We start from the raw sequence: 16,375 nt of genomic DNA, 5'->3' as shown, positions 1-16,375 counted from the left end.
TGTCTAGATCTTCTCCGCATAGGCCGACCATTCGATCTGCGAGGCCTTGAGTTTGCGGCCGGTGGGCGCGACATAGCGCTCGACGAGTTCGTCGGGCCCGGCTTGTTCCACCAGCCGCCAACCGTACTCGGCCAGGAATTCCGCCACTTCCTCGGGCAGCAAGCCGAAATGCCACAGCTGACGTCGCTGCCGGACTGCGCGGTACAGCGTCCGGGTGCCGTACCGGTTACTGCCGTCGATGAAGTCGCGGCGCACGTAGGTGAACACCAGGCGGCTACCCGGTGCGGTGGCGCGCAGTCCGTCCAACGTCCGCCGGACGGCGCGTTCGCTGAGGTACTGGGTCACGCCCTCGCAGATGAAGAAGACCCGGTAATCGGTACGATAGCCGTGCTCGGCCAGTGCGGTGAGCAGATCGTCATGCTCGAAATCCAAGGCTACCAAGCGAACTGACAGCGGCAACTCGCCGAGCACCCGCCGGACCGTCTTGGCCTTGCGTGCGATGTTGACCGGCAGGTCCACTTCGAAGACCGGGATGCGTACCTGCCGGGTCAACCGATAAGCGCGGGTGTCCAATCCGGCGCCGAGAATGACGACCGCGTCGACGTCATCGAGTGCCGCGGCGAGCAAGTCGGCGATGAATCGTTTGCGGCACACCAGGTTCGCCCACAGCCCGCGGCCCGACCACTCCGACCCCGCGACGAACAGGCGCCGGAGTGTCGTCGGCCGGGTGGCACTGACGAGCCAGCGCAGCGGCCTGGGCAAGAACAGGTCCGCGAGGTCGTCGTCCACCAGCCGGCGCTCGGGTGGCTCGTTTTGTTCGACGGCCGATAAGACCATCGGGCCGAATGCAGTCTGCGCAGCGGGATTTCGGGCCATCAGCTACCTCTTGTTCACACAACCCGCGTCGACCGGCAACGCCACACCGGTGATGTATCGGGCTTCGTCGGACACCAGCCATGCCACCGCGTTGGCGACGTCCTCTGCTTGCAGAATCTTTACCGGCAACGCGTTGCCCGAGCCCGACGCCGAGCCGGTCGAAGCGGCCAGGTCGGCAAGCCACTGCGCGGTGAACTCGTTGTCGATCATCGGGGTGGCGACCGCGGATGGATGCACGGAGTTGACTCGAATATTATGGGGCGCAAGCAAATTGGCGTATAGCCGCATCAACCCCACCAGGCCATGTTTGGCAGCGGTATAGCCGATGGAGCCGGCATCGGCGCTGCCGAATCCGGCCAGTCCCGCCGCCGAACTGATCAGCACGATCGACCCACCGTTAGCTTGAGAGACCATGCTCGGTATCGCGACATCCACGGTGTGGTAGACGCCGGTGAGGTTGACGTCTATGACGTCGCGCCAGCCGTCGGCGCCCGACTGCATCGGGGCTATCCCGGCATTGGCGACGACGATATCGAGCCGGCCGAATTCGTCGAGGCCGGCCCGCAGCCCGGCGGCCAGCGACGCGTGATCGCGCACGTCGGCTTGTTGTGCGACGATGCGCGCGCCGGTCTCCTCGACGAGCTTGACGGTGAGTGCGAGGTCGTCGGCGGTGCCCAGCGGGTAGGGCACGCTGGCGATCTGCGCGCACAGGTCGATCGCGATCACGTTCGCGCCGTCGGTCGCCAGCCGAACCGCGTGGGCGCGACCCTGACCGCGCGCGGCTCCGGTGACGAAGGCGACCCGGCCGCTCAGCGGCCCTTGCGACGACCGTGCCATCAGGGGCGAAGCTGACCTTTGCCCGGATCGCCCGCCGGAATCGGCTGCAACATCTTGATGTCGGGGGCACCGACCAAATGGTCACCGGCCGCCTGGGACATCTTGGTGACCGCCGGCGCGGTGCTATGAGCTTTGAGGGCGTCGGCGTCGGCCCATTGCTCGACGAAGACGAACGTCCCGCCCGTTTGATGCAGCGAGTACAGCTCGCAGCCGGGTTCGCCATGTACCTCTTCGATCGCGGTGGTCAGGATGTCGCGGACGGTGTCGACCGACTCGGGCTTGACGGTCAGCGTGGCGACGACGACGACGGGCATGCTGGGGCCTCCTGGAAGTGCGGCGGATTATCGGCGGCGTGACGCGGCATGACCGCGGATGACCGTTGTCACCACTGGCCACCCTACTCACGCCCGCCGGTCACAAGGCGAGCACAGGTTGGAGAAGCCGGCGTTACCAGTGTGGCATGTGGTGCAGAAGATGCATTTGCGACTAGGCTTGCCGGCATGGCCAATCGGACCGTTGCCCGCTCCCGAAGCAGAATGAGCAGGTCAAAAGCCACTTCGCGGGGGGCCGCGCGCAGTGCGCGGTCGGCTGCGCCCAGAAGGCCCCCGAGCCGGCCGGTCAAGCGGGTGAGCCGGCCCGCCCGGCGGCGCAACCAATCCCTGCTGGCATCGACCGGGCTGGCCTGCGGCCGGGCCCTGCGCGCGACCTGGCTGATGGCGGCCAGGGGCACCGGGGGAGCGGCGCGGTCGATCGGGCGCGCGCGTGACATAGAACCCGGACATCGTCGCGACGGTGTGGCGCTGGTCCTGCTGGGCCTTGCCGTGGTCGTCGCCGCCGGTTCGTGGTTCCACGCCGCCCGGCCCGTCGGGGCGTGGGTCGACGCGGTGCTGCGGATACTCCTCGGCTCGGCCGTCGTGCTGCTGCCCATCGTCCTCGTCGCCACGGCCATAGTGCTGATGCGGACCCAGCCCAATCCCGACACCCGCCCGCGGCTGATCCTGGGATCCAGCCTGATCGCATCGTCTTTCCTGGGATTACGGCACTTGTGGGCCGGGTCGCCGGAAACCCCGGCGTTGCGCGGGCACGCGGCCGGGTTCATCGGTTTTGCGGTCGGCGGGCCGTTGTCGGACGGGCTGACGGCGTGGATCGCCGCGCCACTGTTGTTCATCGGTGCGCTGTTCGGGCTGCTACTGCTCACCGGAACCACGGTCCGCGAGGTGCCCGACGCGCTGCGCCGCATCTTTGGCACGCGGCTATTCCAGCGCGAGTACCTCGAAGACCACGACTACGACCACGAATACGACCAGGGCTGTGACGACTTCGCGGGCGACGACGCGGACACCGTTGAGGTTGCGCGCGAGGACTTCTCCGACGGCTACTACGACGAAGTCCCGCCGGGGCCGCAGAGCTGCCCACCGGCTGCCGTACCGACCGTTCCCGAACCGGTCGTCGGGCGCAGCCGCAAGCGCAGCTCCAAGAAGCGGGACACCCAAGCACTGGACCGCGTCGTCGAAGGTCCCTACACACTGCCTTCGCTGGAGCTGCTGGTGGCCGGCGATCCGCCCAAGAAACGCAGTGCGGCCAACAATCACATGGCCGCCGCCATCGGCGAGGTGCTCACCCAGTTCAAGGTGGACGCGGCCGTCACCGGCTGCACCCGCGGGCCCACCGTCACCCGCTACGAGGTCGAACTGGGGCCCGGCGTCAAGGTCGAGAAGATCACCGCGTTGCAGAAGAACATCGCCTACGCCGTGGCCACCGAGAGTGTGCGGATGCTGGCCCCGATCCCCGGCAAGTCCGCCGTCGGCATCGAGGTGCCCAACACCGACCGGGAAATGGTGCGGCTGGCCGACGTGCTGACGGCGCCGTCGACCCGTCGCGACCACCATCCGCTGGTGATCGGGCTGGGCAAGGACATCGAAGGCGACTTCATCTCGGCCAACCTGGCCAAGATGCCGCACCTGCTGGTCGCCGGCTCCACCGGCTCCGGCAAGTCCAGCTTCGTCAACTCCATGCTGATATCGCTGTTGACCCGGGCCACCCCTGAAGAGGTCAGGATGATCCTGATCGACCCGAAGATGGTGGAGCTGACGCCGTATGAAGGCATCCCGCACCTGATTACGCCGATCATCACCCAGCCGAAGAAGGCCGCGGCCGCGCTGGCCTGGCTGGTCGAAGAGATGGAGCAGCGCTACCAGGACATGCAAGCCGCTCGGGTGCGTCACATCGACGACTTCAACGCTCATGTGCGATCCGGCGCCATCAACGCGCCGCTGGGCAGCCAGCGAGTGTACCGGCCCTACCCCTACGTTGTGGCGATCGTCGACGAGCTGGCCGACCTGATGATGACCGCCCCGCGTGACGTCGAGGACGCCATCGTGCGGATCACCCAGAAGGCGCGGGCAGCGGGCATTCATCTGGTTTTGGCCACCCAGCGCCCGTCGGTCGACGTGGTCACCGGCCTGATCAAGACGAATGTGCCGTCGCGGCTGGCGTTTGCGACGTCGTCGCTCACCGACAGCCGGGTGATCCTGGACCAGGCGGGTGCGGAAAAACTGATCGGGATGGGCGATGGCCTGTTCCTGCCGATGGGCGCCAGCAAGCCGATCCGGCTGCAGGGCGCCTACATCACCGACGAGGAGATCCACGCCGTCGTCACCGCCTGCAAGGACCAGGCCGAACCCGAATACACCGAGGGCGTCACCACCGCCAAGCCCACCGCCGAGCGCACCGACTCGGATGGTCGGGACCCGGACATCGGCGACGACATGGACGTCTTCCTGCAGGCCGTGGAACTGGTGGTGTCCAGCCAGTTCGGTTCGACGTCGATGCTGCAGCGCAAACTGCGGGTGGGTTTCGCCAAGGCCGGCCGGTTGATGGACCTGATGGAGACTCGCGGCATCGTCGGGCCCAGCGAGGGTTCCAAGGCGCGTGAGGTGCTGATCAAGCCCGACGAGCTGGCGGGAACGCTGGCATTGATCCGAGGCGGGACCGCGAGCGCCGACGACCTCGACGAGCAGACGTAGACTCGTTCGGTTTTCCGGCGTGTCGGGGGATTCTGCGTCTGCTCGCCCGCTCACAAGACCAGCAACATCCGGGAGTTGCCCAGGATATTGGGCTTGACGTAGCTCAGATCCAGGAATTCGGCGACCCCGATGTCATAGGACCGGCACATCTCCTCGAACACCTCGGCGGTGACCGGTGTGCCCTCGATCTCGGTAAATCCGTGCTGGGCAAAGAATTCGGTCTCGAAAGTCAACACGAACAGCCGCTCCAGCTGAAGTTCGCGGGCAACCTCGAGCAACCGGTCGACGATCGCGTGGCCGATGCCGCGACCCGTCATGGCGGGGTCGACCGCGACGGTACGGATTTCCCCGAGATCGGCCCACAACACGTGGAGTGCCCCGCAACCGACTATTTTTTTCGGGTTGCCTGGGTCGCTGGGGTGTTCGGCCACCCAAAACTCTTGCACCGCTTCGTAAAGCGTTACCAGGTTCTTTTCCAGCAGAATCTTTCCCGCATAGGTGTCGACGAGTTTCTTAATCGCAGGCACGTCCGACGTGCGGGCGCGCCGGACTACCAGTTGGAAATCCCGCGGACTTTCGGTCACGGGAGAACAGTATCGACATCGGCGACGGACGGGCTGGTCAACCGCTATTCTGTTGCCGTGCCCGGGCAGCCGCAAACAGGTCAGATGCCAGGAACCGCACGTATTGCCAACCTCGCCAATATTCTGACCGGCCTGCGGCTGGTGTTGGTGCCGATTTTCTTGTACGCACTGTTCTTTGACGGCGGCCACCAAACGCCGGCCCGAGTCGCGGCCTGGGCGATATTTGCCGTTGCCAGCATTACCGACCGGTTCGATGGCTTGCTGGCCCGCAACTACGGTATGGCGACCGAATTCGGCGCATTCGTCGATCCGATTGCCGACAAGACCCTGATCGGGGCGGCACTGATCGGCCTGTCGATGTTGGGCGAGTTGCCGTGGTGGGTCACGGTGTTGATCCTGACCCGGGAGATCGGGGTGACGGTGTTGCGGCTGGCGGTGATTCGCCGCGGTGTCATTCCCGCCAGTTGGGGCGGCAAGCTCAAGACCGTGGTCCAGGCGGTGGCGATCGGCTTGTTCGTGTTGCCGCTTTCGGGCGCGCTGCACACGGCGGCGGTGGTGGTGATGGCCGCTGCCATCGTGCTCACCGTGGTGACCGGTGTCGATTACGTGGCATCCACAGTCAGGGAGATTCGCGCGGGGAGCCCCGGAGCTAAGTAATCGGGGTACTTCGGGATATTTCCGGCGTCCGTGCTCCTCCGGCGCCCCGGGAACTCTGCGGGAACCGCATCAGCCTGCTCGGCGTTGACCAAAGGACCATTGCGATCGGGTAGCGATCGGATGTGGTTGAGATATCGGGGCGTGACCGGATGAAGGAGACCACGATGGCGTCATTGGTGCGCGAGGTCATTGGCGACGTGTTGCGCGGGGCTCGGACTTCGCAGGGCCGGACGCTGCGGGAGGTGTCCGATTCAGCGCGGGTGAGCCTTGGATACCTGTCGGAAGTCGAACGCGGCCGCAAGGAGCCTTCCAGTGAGCTGCTCAACGCCATTTGCGAAGCGTTGGAGGTCCCGCTGTCGGAGGTCCTCATCGTCGCCGGCGAGCGGTTGGCCGGGGAGGAGCGTGCGGCACGTGCCCCGTCGGTGGCTGGTGCCAGCATCGACGTCAGCACCAAGGTGGTCATCCCTGCGGTCGCGTCGCTGGCGGTGGCCTGAGCATCACTGGGGCGAAACTCGGTGCCGGCCAGTTATGCAACCACGGGTGGGGAGATCGGGCCTGACCGGATAAATTGAGCGGCAGGGTAAGCGGTGTGGGCGACGCAGCGCCCATCCGGCACACAAGAAAGCGAAGGCGGAGCTAACCGATGGCCAATCCGTTCGTCAAGGCGTGGAAGTACCTGATGGCGCTGTTCAGCTCCAAGATTGACGAGTACGCCGATCCCAAGGTGCAGATCCAGCAGGCCATCGAGGAAGCGCAGCGCACCCATCAAGCGCTGACTCAGCAGGCAGCGCAGGTGATCGGCAACCAGCGGCAGCTGGAGATGCGGCTCAACCGGCAGCTGGCCGACATCGAAAAGCTTCAGGTCAACGTCCGTCAGGCGCTGACGCTGGCCGACCAGGCCACCGCGGCCGGCGACGCAGCCAAAGCGGCCGAGTACAACAATGCCGCCGAGGCGTTCGCCGCGCAGCTGGTGACCGCCGAGCAGAGCGTCGAAGACCTCAAGACACTGCACGACCAGGCGCTCAACGCCGCCGCTCAGGCCAAGAAGGCCGTCGAGCAGAATTCCATGGTGCTGCAGCAGAAGATCGCCGAACGCACCAAGCTGCTCAGCCAGCTCGAGCAGGCGAAGATGCAGGAGCAGGTCAGCGCATCGCTGCGGTCGATGAGCGAACTCGCTGCCCCGGGCAATGTGCCCAGCCTCGACGAGGTGCGCGACAAGATCGAACGCCGCTACGCGACCGCGCTTGGTCAGGCCGAACTCGCGCAATCGTCGGTGCAGGGCCGCATGCTCGAGGTCCAACAAGCCGGCATCCAGATGGCCGGTCATTCCCGGCTGGAGCAGATCCGGGCGTCGATGCGCGGAGAAGCTTTGCCGGCCGGGGGTGCCGCCGGTCCCGGCGCCACCCCGGCCACGCCTGCCGCCGAGGGCGGCGGGCAGATTACCGAAAAACCGTTCGGCCAGTAAGGGCATCAGATGGCGGTCAAGTCGGCTCAGCGTGGGCGGCAGCGTGCATTGCTGCAGCGCTGGCTCGACATGATCGCCGAGATCTTCGACTTCGCTGCCCGGAAGATCAGCGCCGCCACCGACCCGCGGGCCCGGTTGCTTCGCCGCCGCCGCCGTGCGCTGCGCTGGGCGTTGATATTCAGCGCCGGATGCGTGTTCTGGGCGGCGGTGACGGCGGTGCTGGCGGCCTGGGGCTGGTTCGCGTTGCTGCTGCAGATCACCGGCGCGATCGCGGTGGTCCAGGTCATCCCCGCGACGCTGCTGTTTTTCCGCTATCGCTGGTTGCGTGCTGAGCCGCTGCCGACGCCGCGGCCGGCCAACACGCGCCGGTTGCCCCCGCCCGGTTCGGCGGCCCGGCCCGCGATGTCGGCGCTGGGCGCCTCCGAACGCGGGTTCTTCTCGTTGTTGGGTGTGATCGAGCGGGGCGCGATGCTGCCGGCCGACGAGATCGCTGATTTGACGGCCGCGGCCAACCAGACCTCGGCGGCGATGGCGGCGACGGCGGCCGAAGTGGTGTCGATGGAGCGGGCGGCGCAGTATTCGCAATCGTCGCGGTCGCATCTGGTGCCCACCATCAACGCGTTCACCGCGCAGCTCAGCGCCGGCGTCCGTCAGTACAACGAAATGGTCACCGCCGCAGCGCAATTGGTCTCGTCGGCCAACGGCGGCGCGGTGGGTGAGCCGGGATCGCAACAGCGCTACCGCGAGGAGCTGGCCGGTGCCACCGATCGTCTGGTCGGTTGGGCGCAGGCTTTCGACGAACTCGGCGGGCTGCCCCGCCGGTAGCGCTTGCCGCTGCCTACAACGTCGTCCTGAGTTGTGGGATCACCAGTGCGGCCAGACCGCGCAGCAGCGCCTTCGTCATGTCGTAGACATCCACGTAGTCCCGCCAAAGGGTGATCTTGCCGTCGTGCACTTCGAATACGCCGCAGACCCAGAATTGCAGCCGCAGCGGCCCGAGGATCAGCGCGTCGGTCCGTTCGGTGAGTACCGCCGCGCCGTCGGCGGCGATGCGGTGGATCTTGACCTCGAAACCGAGGCGCCCTTCCATCTTGCGGAGCAGCTTCACCGTTCGGCGGCCGCCGCGGATCCTGGAGAATCCGACGTTCTCATAGACGAGGTTGTCGTCGAATGCCGCTGCTACGGCGTCGAAGTTCTCGTTCTGCAGGGCGTTCAGGAAACCCTCGACCGTGCGGATGTTGTCTGCGGTTTCGGGGGTGGTCTGGGTCAGCTCGGTCATGGTTGCCAGCCTAGGCGAGCGTGGGGGAGCGTGGGCGAGCGTGGTGGCCGGGCGCTGTGGCAGGGTAGGGCCGATGCACGTCGCCGTGGTCGCCGGGCCGGATCCCGGGCACTCGTTTCCCGCGATCGCGCTGTGCCAACGCTTTCAGGCGGCCGGGGACACACCCACGTTGTTCACCGGCGTGGAATGGCTGGACGCCGCACATGCGGTCGGGATTGACGCCGTCGAATTGGACGGTTTGACGGCCACCGACAATGATCTGGACGCCGGGGCGAGGATTCATCGAAGAGCTGCCGAGATGGCGGTGCTCAATGCGCCGGCGTTGCGCGAATTGGCACCCGACTTGGTGGTTTCCGATGTGATCACCGCCTGCGGGGGCATGGCTGCGGAGCTGGTGGGTATTCCCTGGATCGAACTCAACCCGCATCCGCTGTACTTGCCGTCGAAAGGTCTGCCGCCGATCGGCAGCGGGCTGGCACCGGGCGCGGGAATCCGCGGTCGGCTGCGCGATGCCACCATGCGGGCGCTGACGGGACGGTCCTGGCGTGCGGGTCTGCGACAGCGTGCCGCCGTCCGGGTCGAGATCGGGTTGCCGGCAACCGATCCCGGGCCACGGCGGCGGCTGATCGCCACGCTGCCCGCGCTGGAGGTGCCGCGGCCGGACTGGCCGGCCGAGGCCGTGGTGGTGGGCCCGTTGCATTTCGAGCCGACCGATCGGGTGCTGGCGATACCACCGGGCTCTGGGCCGGTGGTGGTCATCGCGCCGTCCACCGCGGTGACCGGGACCGCCGGACTGGTCGAGGTCGCGCTGGGGTGCCTGACGCCGGGCGACGCGCTGCCGGAGGGTTCGCGGGTGGCGGTCTCCCGGCTGGGTGGCGAGGATCTGCCGGTGCCGGCCTGGGCGGTGGTCGGGCTGGGAAACCAGGCCGAGCTGTTGACGCATGCCGACCTGGTGATCTGCGGCGGCGGTCATGGGATGGTGGCCAAGACGCTGCTGGCCGGGGTTCCCCTGGTGGTGGTACCCGGCGGCGGGGACCAGTGGGAGATCGCTAACCGGGTGGTGCGTCAGGGCAGCGGCCGGTTGGTCCGGCCGTTGACGGCCGAGGCGCTGGTGGCCGCGGTGAACGAGGTGCTGTCGTCGCCCGGGTACCGCCGGGCCGCGCAGCAGGCCGCCGCCGGTGCCGCCGGGGTCGCCGATCCGGTCCGGGTGTGCCATGAGGCGCTTTAGTGCGGTGATCCGCTGGGTATCTTGACTGGCGTGCGGTTGACGGAGTTCCACGAGCGGGTCACCCTGCGATTCGGTGCCGCCTATGGGGCATCCGTGTTGGTGGACCATGTGCTGACCGGCTTCGGGGGTCGTACCGCGGCCCAGGCGATCGAGGACGGTGTCGAGCCTCGCGACGTGTGGCGGGCGCTGTGCGCCGATTTCGACGTCCCCCGCGACCAGTGGTGAGTTTGTGGGTTTCGAGTCTGCGTCCAGCGCGTCCGAGTGGGCCCGGCACACGCGCTCACCGCAGATTCGATGCGCTGGACCCAGACTCGCCTCGCTACAGCGGGCAATCGCCACAGGTGCCGCCACCCGGCACGCGGTAGAAGAGGCAGCAGCTGCGACGCCTGAAGTCGAGGCCAGTGACCACGCCGGTTCCGGCCAGAACGCCGGTGTCCAGTAGGCGGTTGGTGGTCTCGACGATCAGCTGACGCAAGTCAGGCCGTGCCGAGAGCAATGCCCGTGAGGCTCCGACGAGGGCTGATGCGATATTGCCGGACAGCAGGGCGGGTGCAACCTTGACCCGCAGGCCGGCCGCGAACGGTTCCATATGGTCCTGGACGACCAGGCGGCACAACGTGGCCGGGAGCTCCGGGAAAGACGGGACAGCTTCTCCGACAGGTTCGGGCAGTCGTAGCTGTGCTCCGTCGTCGGCGCGTTGCAGGTCGCGCAGGTCCGGAAGGACGCCGTGGGCCAACGCACAGGCGAGAACGGGTGACCACAGCCGGGCGGCGTGGCCGAGGTGAACCAGCGAGGCGCCGATCCGCGACTCCGTGGTGCGGTAACGGGTGAGGGTGGTATCGATCAGGTCGGCGAACCCGGCTGCGTAGAAGTGGTCTACCGGATGCCATCCGGTGTCGTCGCCGCCCACGGTCGGCGCGAAAAACCCGCCATAGGCCGATATTTCGGCCAGCTCCGCGGAGATGTTCATGTGCTTTCGGTCAGTCGGTATCAAGCGATGTCGGCGCGCCCGGCGTGTCAACTTGAGTCGAACAGATGTTCGGCTACTGTGGTGGGCATTGGCGAAGATGTCGACTTGTCGGTGGCCTTCTCTAGTGTCACGGCCAACCGACCGATACCGGTCAACCGAACACCGACTATAGGAGAGGCACCATGGCGCAAGCCCCCGACCGTGAGAAAGCTCTCGAACTGGCGATGGCCCAGATCGAGAAGAGTTATGGCAAAGGCTCGGTGATGCGCCTCGGTGACGAGGTGCGTCAGCCGATTTCGGTCATTCCGACCGGATCCATCGCCCTGGACGTCGCCCTGGGTATCGGCGGCCTGCCGCGTGGCCGCGTGGTGGAGATATACGGCCCGGAGTCCTCGGGCAAGACCACCGTGGCGTTGCACGCGGTGGCCAATGCGCAGGCCGCCGGCGGCGTCGCGGCGTTCATCGACGCCGAGCATGCGCTGGATCCCGAGTACGCCAAGAAGCTCGGCGTCGACACCGATTCCCTGCTGGTCAGCCAGCCGGACACCGGTGAACAGGCACTCGAGATCGCCGACATGCTGATCCGCTCGGGCGCGCTCGACATCGTGGTCATCGACTCGGTGGCGGCGCTGGTGCCGCGCGCGGAACTCGAAGGTGAGATGGGGGATAGCCATGTCGGGCTGCAGGCCCGGCTGATGAGCCAGGCGCTGCGGAAAATGACTGGCGCGCTGAACAATTCGGGAACCACGGCAATCTTTATCAACCAGCTCCGCGACAAGATCGGCGTCATGTTCGGATCACCCGAGACGACAACCGGCGGAAAGGCGCTGAAGTTCTACGCGTCGGTGCGCATGGACGTACGACGGATCGAGACACTCAAGGACGGCACCAACGCGGTCGGCAACCGCACCCGGGTCAAGATCGTTAAGAACAAGGTGTCGCCGCCGTTCAAGCAGGCCGAGTTCGACATCCTCTACGGCAAGGGCATCAGCAGAGAGGGCTCGCTGATTGATATGGGCGTGGACCAGGGCTTTATCCGCAAGTCCGGGGCTTGGTTCACCTATGAGGGCGAGCAGCTCGGTCAGGGTAAGGAGAATGCCCGCAACTTCCTGATGGAGAACGCCGACGTGGCTAACGAGATCGAGAAGAAGATCAAGGAAAAGCTTGGCATTGGCGCAGTGGTGACCGATGACCCCTCAAATGTCGACGTCTTGCCCGCCCCCGTCGACTTCTGAGCCATCCCGCGAAGAGCAGGCGCGGGCATTGTGCCTGCGCCTGCTCACCGCGCGATCACGGACTCGCGCCGAGTTGTCCGGCCAGCTGGCCAAGCGCGGATACCCCGACGACGTCAGCAACCGGGTCTTGGATCGGCTGGCCGCTGTTGGTCTGGTGGACGACACCGACTTCGCCGAACAATGGGTGCAGTCCCGGCGGGCCAACGCGGGAAAAAGCAAGCGCGCGTTGGCTGCTGAGCTGCACACCAAGGGCGTCGACAACGACGTAATCACCACGGTGCTGGCCGGGATCGATTCAACCGCCGAACGGGAACGGGCCGAGCAACTGGTACGGACCAGGCTGCGGCGGGAAACGCTGGGCGATGATGACACGCGGGTCAGCCGCCGGCTGGTGGCGATGCTGGCCCGTCGCGGCTATAGCCAGACGGTGGCGTGCGAGGTGGTGGCCGCCGAGCTGGCCGCAGAACGGGAGCGTCGGCGCGTCTAGGGCCGCCGCCGAGTCCCGATGCGCCCTGCCAGGCGTGGGGCCGCGCCATCCGGCCCGGCGCCAACCGGCCGGTCGCCGTACCATGACCCCGTGACTTCGACGGTGGCGCAGCGGGCCGATGCTGCGAATGTGGCGGGAAACGCCGCGGCCACTGCCGCACGTACCTATCAGGTCCGCACCTACGGCTGCCAGATGAACGTCCACGACTCCGAGCGTTTGGCGGGCCTCCTCGAAGCTGCCGGCTACCAGCGTGCAGCCGACGGCTCAGATTTTGGAGACGCCGACGTCGTGGTGTTCAACACCTGCGCCGTTCGCGAGAACGCCGACAACAAGCTGTACGGCAACCTCAGCCACCTGGCCCCGCGTAAGCGCACCAATCCGGACATGCAGATCGCGGTCGGCGGTTGCCTGGCCCAGAAAGATCGCGACGTGGTGCTGCGCAGGGCGCCGTGGGTTGACGTCGTCTTCGGAACCCACAACATCGGATCGCTGCCGACATTGCTCGACCGGGCCCGGCACAACAAGGTCGCCCAAGTCGAAATCGCCGAGGCGTTGCAGCAGTTCCCGTCGTCGTTACCGAGTGCTCGCGAATCCGCTTATGCCGCTTGGGTTTCCATCTCGGTCGGCTGCAACAACAGCTGCACCTTCTGCATCGTTCCGTCGCTGCGCGGTAGGGAGATCGACCGCAGCCCCGCCGATGTCTTGGCCGAGGTGCGGTCGCTGGTGGACACGGGCGTGCTCGAAATCACGCTGCTTGGACAAAATGTCAACGCCTACGGCGTCTCGTTCGCCGACTCCGCGTTGCCGCGCAACCGGGGCGCGTTCGCCGAATTGCTGCGCGCCACCGGCCGCATACCGGGCTTGGAACGCGTGCGGTTCACCTCTCCGCATCCCGCCGAGTTCACCGACGACGTGATCGAGGCGATGGCGCAGACACCCAATGTCTGCCCCGCGCTGCACATGCCGTTGCAATCCGGGTCGGACCGGGTGTTGCGCGCGATGCGGCGGTCCTACCGGGCCGAACGTTATCTCGGCATCATTGAACGAGTTCGTGCCGCGATGCCGCACGCCGCCATCACCACCGACCTGATCGTGGGCTTTCCCGGTGAGACGGAGGAGGACTTCGCGGCCACCCTCGATGTGGTGCGCCAGGCCCGATTCGCGGCGGCGTTTACCTTTCAGTACTCCAAACGCCCCGGTACTCCAGCCGCAGACTTCGAAGAACAATTGCCGAAAGCCGTTGTGCAGCAACGCTATGAGCGGCTCATCGAGTTGCAGGAGCAGATCTCGCTCGAGGGCAACAGAGAGCTCGTCGGGCAGACCGTCGAGGTGTTGGTCGCCACCGGTGAAGGACGCAAGGACACTCGCACCTCCCGCATGAGTGGGCGGGCGCGCGACGGGCGACTGGTCCATTTCCGAGCAGGCGATCAACACGTGCGTCCCGGCGACATCATCACCACACAGATCACCGGCGCCGCACCACACCATCTCATCGCCGACGCGGGCATCACTACTCACCGCCGCACCCGCGCCGGCGACGCCTACGCCGGCGGACAGCGCGCCGGCGACGCCTATACCGGCGGACCGCGATCACCCGGCGTCGGGCTCGGCATGCCCGGTGTCGGACGGCCCGTCGCCGCCGATCCCGCGGGTTGCGGCTCCGGGTGCGGCCAGACGGACGATCCGGGTAACGGGTCTTGCGATGAACGGAGCAGTTGACGTGGCCGACTTCGATGCCTACCGGTCCGAAATCGAGGCGGCAGAGCGCCGAGTAGCAGGTGAGATCGAGCCTGGCGCGAGAGGTTTCGTGGTCGCGATCCTGGTGTTCGTATTGGTGGGATCGTTCATCTTGCCGCACACCGGCAGCGTGCGGGGATGGGATGTGCTGTTCAGCAGCCACGGCGCCGCCGCCGCGGCGGTGGCGTTACCGTCACGGGTCTTTGCCTGGTTGACACTGGTTTTCGGGGTGGGCTTCTCGATGTTGGCCTTGATGACGAGGCGCTGGGCGCTGGCCTGGATCGCGCTCGTCGGGTCGGCACTGGCCAGTGCCACCGGCCTGTTGGCGGTGTGGTCGCGCCAGACCGTCGCCGTGGGTCACCCGGGGCCGGGTATCGGGCTGATCGTGTCGTGGATCACCGTGATGCTTCTGACGTTTCACTGGGCACGGCTGGTATGGCAGCGCACCATCGTGCAACTCGCCGCCGAGGAACAGCGTCGCCGCTTGGCGGCACAGCAACAATCCAAAACACTGTTGGACAGTCTGGACGAGCCCGACCAGCCCGGTGACGGGACCGCTGCCAACGGCAGGGACCGCTAGGATCTGCGGCTCAGCGCGTCAGCGGCAGCTTCGGCCCACTGCCGCCACTGTTCGGCGTTCGCCTTGGCCTCTTCGGCTTCCTTGGTCCTGCCAGCGGCGGCGGCTTTCGCGGCCTGCTGTTCGAACTGCTCGGCGCGGGCGCGGAATTGTTCGGCGCGTGCCTGGGCCTGCGGATCCGCCCAATCCGATTCGCCGGCGTCGCGCACCTTTTTCTCCACCGCGCGCAGGCGGCGCTCCAACTCGGGTGATCGCTCACGCGGTACTCGGCCGATCGCGTCCCACTTGTCGGTAATGGCCCGCAGCGCCGCCCGGGCCGCGTCAAGGTTGCCGGTGTCTAGCTTTTCGGCTTGGGCCAGCAGTGCTTCTTTGGCCGCAGCATTGGCTTGCAGCTCGGCGTCTTTTTCCGCGGTCGCAGCGTTGCGGGCGGTGAAGAACGCATCCTGGGCGGCCTTGAAACGGTGCCACAGCGCGTCGTCCACGTCCTTGCTGGCCCGTCCGGCGGCTTTCCATTCGGTGAGCAGCTTGCGGAATTCCGCACTGGTGGCGGTCCAGTCCGTCGAGCCGCACAACTCCTCGGCGCGCTCGCAGAGCCGTTCCTTGGTCTGACGGACACCGGATCGCTCCCGGTCGAGTTCGGCGAAGTGGGATCCGCGCCGGCGGTTGAACGTCTCGCGGGCCGCCGAATACCGCTTCCACAGCGCGTCGTCGACCTTGCGATCCAGACCGGTGATCGTCTTCCATTCGTCGAGGATCGCCCGCATCCGATCACCGGCGGCCTTCCACTGGGTGGAGTTAGCCGCCAACTCCTCGGCTTCGGCGGCCAGTGCCTCCTTGCGCGCGGTCTGTGCGGCACGGTGCTCGTCGCGTCTGGAGCGGTCCGCCGCGACGACGGCCTCGGCCCGCTCTCGAAGGGAGTTCAGCCTTTCCGCAAGCGCCTCGACATCGCCCAATACGCTTGCCGTGGGCAAGGTCTCGGCCACTGCCACGGCGTTGGCCCGGATTTTTCGGGCATCCCCGGTGCCCGAGGCCAGCCGCTCTTCCATCAGCGTGACCTCGGTGCTCAGGTCGTCGAACCGCCTGCCGAAATGCGCAAATGCAGCTTCGGGATCGCCCGCCTGCCAGCTGCCGACGACACGCTCACCGGCCGAGGTGATCAGCCACACCGTGCCGTCGTCGTCGACACGCCCGAAACGGTGCGGATCGCTGTGCGGGGGTGCTGCCACCGGGTGCCGGACGGGCCGCGACACCGGACCCGGGCGCGGTCCCGGACGCGGCACGGGGCCTGGAACCGGCCTCGAAACCGGCGGGTGCGGATCGCTGCTGCGGGGCTCGTCAGCCGTCATGTGCTCGTCACCTACCCTTTGCACCCTTTCGCGCGTTGGACACCCGCGCATCGGCCGCGCGAAGCGGCACC

18 protein-coding genes are annotated in these 16,375 nt (G+C 66.9%); 11 read left to right on the top strand and 7 right to left on the bottom strand.

The features are described from left to right. Positions 1-3 precede the first annotated feature (3 nt). Genes CDN38_RS03800 through CDN38_RS03790 form a run of 3 tightly spaced genes read right to left on the bottom strand, consistent with a single transcriptional unit; the run spans position 4 to position 2,027 of the window. Positions 4-876 (bottom strand): SAM-dependent methyltransferase, encoded by an 873-nt coding sequence (locus CDN38_RS03800; protein WP_075510853.1) that lies wholly within the window; start codon positions 874-876, stop codon positions 4-6. A 3-nt stretch (positions 877-879) separates the two neighbouring features. Beyond that, the gene (locus CDN38_RS03795) at positions 880-1,713 is read right to left on the bottom strand and encodes a mycofactocin-coupled SDR family oxidoreductase (RefSeq protein WP_075510852.1); all 834 of its coding nucleotides are present in this window, start codon (positions 1,711-1,713) and stop codon (positions 880-882) included. Then, positions 1,713-2,027 (bottom strand): putative quinol monooxygenase, encoded by a 315-nt coding sequence (locus tag CDN38_RS03790; RefSeq protein WP_075510851.1) that lies wholly within the window; start codon positions 2,025-2,027, stop codon positions 1,713-1,715. The genes CDN38_RS03795 and CDN38_RS03790 overlap by 1 nt, the downstream gene beginning before the upstream one ends. A 186-nt stretch (positions 2,028-2,213) precedes the next feature. Here CDN38_RS03790 and CDN38_RS03785 point away from each other — a divergent pair, with 186 nt between their 5' ends. Beyond that, positions 2,214-4,739, top strand: coding sequence for an FtsK/SpoIIIE family DNA translocase (locus CDN38_RS03785; protein ID WP_075510850.1), 2,526 nt, complete (start codon positions 2,214-2,216; stop codon positions 4,737-4,739). Positions 4,740-4,789: 50 nt separating this feature from the next. On the opposite strand, the gene CDN38_RS03780 is transcribed toward CDN38_RS03785, so the two are convergent. Then, positions 4,790-5,323, bottom strand: a complete 534-nt coding sequence (locus CDN38_RS03780) for an amino-acid N-acetyltransferase (RefSeq protein ID WP_075510849.1) — start codon at positions 5,321-5,323, stop codon at positions 4,790-4,792. An 84-nt stretch (positions 5,324-5,407) separates the two neighbouring features. Here CDN38_RS03780 and pgsA point away from each other — a divergent pair, with 84 nt between their 5' ends. From pgsA to pspM, 4 genes are all read left to right on the top strand, one after another. After that, positions 5,408-5,980, top strand: coding sequence for a CDP-diacylglycerol--glycerol-3-phosphate 3-phosphatidyltransferase (gene pgsA / locus CDN38_RS03775; RefSeq protein ID WP_075510848.1), 573 nt, complete (start codon positions 5,408-5,410; stop codon positions 5,978-5,980). Between the two features lie 164 nt (positions 5,981-6,144). Beyond that, positions 6,145-6,474, top strand: a complete 330-nt coding sequence (clgR, locus tag CDN38_RS03770) for a transcriptional regulator ClgR (protein ID WP_036392070.1) — start codon at positions 6,145-6,147, stop codon at positions 6,472-6,474. Between the two features lie 149 nt (positions 6,475-6,623). Beyond that, the gene (gene pspA / locus CDN38_RS03765; protein WP_075510847.1) at positions 6,624-7,445 is read left to right on the top strand and encodes a phage shock protein PspA; all 822 of its coding nucleotides are present in this window, start codon (positions 6,624-6,626) and stop codon (positions 7,443-7,445) included. A 9-nt stretch (positions 7,446-7,454) separates the two neighbouring features. Then, positions 7,455-8,270, top strand: coding sequence for a phage shock envelope stress response protein PspM (gene pspM, locus CDN38_RS03760; protein ID WP_075510846.1), 816 nt, complete (start codon positions 7,455-7,457; stop codon positions 8,268-8,270). 13 nt (positions 8,271-8,283) lie between these two features. Here the strand turns inward: pspM and CDN38_RS03755 are convergent, their stop codons facing one another. Beyond that, entirely contained in the window at positions 8,284-8,724 is a 441-nt protein-coding gene (locus CDN38_RS03755; protein WP_075510845.1) for a limonene-1,2-epoxide hydrolase, read from the bottom strand. A gap of 73 nt (positions 8,725-8,797) precedes the next feature. Between CDN38_RS03755 and CDN38_RS03750 the strand changes: the two genes are divergently transcribed. Next, entirely contained in the window at positions 8,798-9,952 is a 1,155-nt protein-coding gene (locus CDN38_RS03750; protein ID WP_075510844.1) for a glycosyltransferase, read from the top strand. Between the two features lie 30 nt (positions 9,953-9,982). Beyond that, positions 9,983-10,177 (top strand): DUF3046 domain-containing protein, encoded by a 195-nt coding sequence (locus CDN38_RS03745; protein ID WP_023372544.1) that lies wholly within the window; start codon positions 9,983-9,985, stop codon positions 10,175-10,177. Positions 10,178-10,271: 94 nt separating this feature from the next. On the opposite strand, the gene CDN38_RS03740 is transcribed toward CDN38_RS03745, so the two are convergent. Beyond that, the gene (locus CDN38_RS03740) at positions 10,272-10,922 is read right to left on the bottom strand and encodes a (2Fe-2S)-binding protein (protein ID WP_075510843.1); all 651 of its coding nucleotides are present in this window, start codon (positions 10,920-10,922) and stop codon (positions 10,272-10,274) included. A 182-nt stretch (positions 10,923-11,104) separates the two neighbouring features. Here CDN38_RS03740 and recA point away from each other — a divergent pair, with 182 nt between their 5' ends. From recA to CDN38_RS03720, 4 genes are all read left to right on the top strand, one after another. Then, positions 11,105-12,157 (top strand): recombinase RecA, encoded by a 1,053-nt coding sequence (gene recA, locus CDN38_RS03735; RefSeq protein ID WP_036411745.1) that lies wholly within the window; start codon positions 11,105-11,107, stop codon positions 12,155-12,157. Next, positions 12,123-12,644, top strand: a complete 522-nt coding sequence (gene recX / locus CDN38_RS03730) for a recombination regulator RecX (RefSeq protein ID WP_075510842.1) — start codon at positions 12,123-12,125, stop codon at positions 12,642-12,644. Before recA ends, recX begins: the two co-directional genes overlap by 35 nt. Before the next feature lie 102 nt (positions 12,645-12,746). Beyond that, positions 12,747-14,363: a tRNA (N6-isopentenyl adenosine(37)-C2)-methylthiotransferase MiaB gene (gene miaB / locus CDN38_RS03725; protein WP_267888263.1), complete on the top strand. Its 1,617-nt coding sequence runs from the start codon at positions 12,747-12,749 to the stop codon at positions 14,361-14,363. Then, the gene (locus CDN38_RS03720) at positions 14,347-14,961 is read left to right on the top strand and encodes an Rv2732c family membrane protein (protein ID WP_075510840.1); all 615 of its coding nucleotides are present in this window, start codon (positions 14,347-14,349) and stop codon (positions 14,959-14,961) included. The genes miaB and CDN38_RS03720 overlap by 17 nt, the downstream gene beginning before the upstream one ends. Here the strand turns inward: CDN38_RS03720 and CDN38_RS03715 are convergent. Next, complete coding sequence (locus tag CDN38_RS03715) at positions 14,958-16,304, bottom strand: DUF349 domain-containing protein (protein WP_099318780.1); 1,347 nt, start codon at positions 16,302-16,304, stop codon at positions 14,958-14,960. The two genes, CDN38_RS03720 and CDN38_RS03715, sit on opposite strands and share 4 nt — an antisense overlap. Positions 16,305-16,375 lie beyond the last annotated feature (71 nt).

The sequence above is a fragment of the Mycobacterium ostraviense genome (assembly GCF_002705925.1).
GTDB lineage: Bacteria > Actinomycetota > Actinomycetes > Mycobacteriales > Mycobacteriaceae > Mycobacterium > Mycobacterium ostraviense.
This window is presented reverse-complemented; position numbering and strand designations above follow the sequence as displayed.

Excerpts from the sequence above, each read along its gene's own strand:
- CDN38_RS03800 (WP_075510853.1), bottom strand. The coding sequence starts at position 876 with ATGGCCCGAAATCCCGCTGCGCAGACTGCATTCGGCCCGATGGTCTTA.
- CDN38_RS03795 (WP_075510852.1), bottom strand. The coding sequence starts at position 1,713 with ATGGCACGGTCGTCGCAAGGGCCGCTGAGCGGCCGGGTCGCCTTCGTC.
- CDN38_RS03790 (WP_075510851.1), bottom strand. The coding sequence starts at position 2,027 with ATGCCCGTCGTCGTCGTCGCCACGCTGACCGTCAAGCCCGAGTCGGTC.
- CDN38_RS03785 (WP_075510850.1), top strand. The coding sequence starts at position 2,214 with ATGGCCAATCGGACCGTTGCCCGCTCCCGAAGCAGAATGAGCAGGTCA.
- pgsA (WP_075510848.1), top strand. The coding sequence starts at position 5,408 with ATGCCAGGAACCGCACGTATTGCCAACCTCGCCAATATTCTGACCGGC.
- clgR (WP_036392070.1), top strand. The coding sequence starts at position 6,145 with ATGGCGTCATTGGTGCGCGAGGTCATTGGCGACGTGTTGCGCGGGGCT.
- pspA (WP_075510847.1), top strand. The coding sequence starts at position 6,624 with ATGGCCAATCCGTTCGTCAAGGCGTGGAAGTACCTGATGGCGCTGTTC.
- pspM (WP_075510846.1), top strand. The coding sequence starts at position 7,455 with ATGGCGGTCAAGTCGGCTCAGCGTGGGCGGCAGCGTGCATTGCTGCAG.
- CDN38_RS03755 (WP_075510845.1), bottom strand. The coding sequence starts at position 8,724 with ATGACCGAGCTGACCCAGACCACCCCCGAAACCGCAGACAACATCCGC.
- CDN38_RS03750 (WP_075510844.1), top strand. The coding sequence starts at position 8,798 with ATGCACGTCGCCGTGGTCGCCGGGCCGGATCCCGGGCACTCGTTTCCC.
- CDN38_RS03740 (WP_075510843.1), bottom strand. The coding sequence starts at position 10,922 with ATGAACATCTCCGCGGAGCTGGCCGAAATATCGGCCTATGGCGGGTTT.
- recA (WP_036411745.1), top strand. The coding sequence starts at position 11,105 with ATGGCGCAAGCCCCCGACCGTGAGAAAGCTCTCGAACTGGCGATGGCC.
- recX (WP_075510842.1), top strand. The coding sequence starts at position 12,123 with ATGTCGACGTCTTGCCCGCCCCCGTCGACTTCTGAGCCATCCCGCGAA.
- CDN38_RS03720 (WP_075510840.1), top strand. The coding sequence starts at position 14,347 with ATGAACGGAGCAGTTGACGTGGCCGACTTCGATGCCTACCGGTCCGAA.
- CDN38_RS03715 (WP_099318780.1), bottom strand. The coding sequence starts at position 16,304 with ATGACGGCTGACGAGCCCCGCAGCAGCGATCCGCACCCGCCGGTTTCG.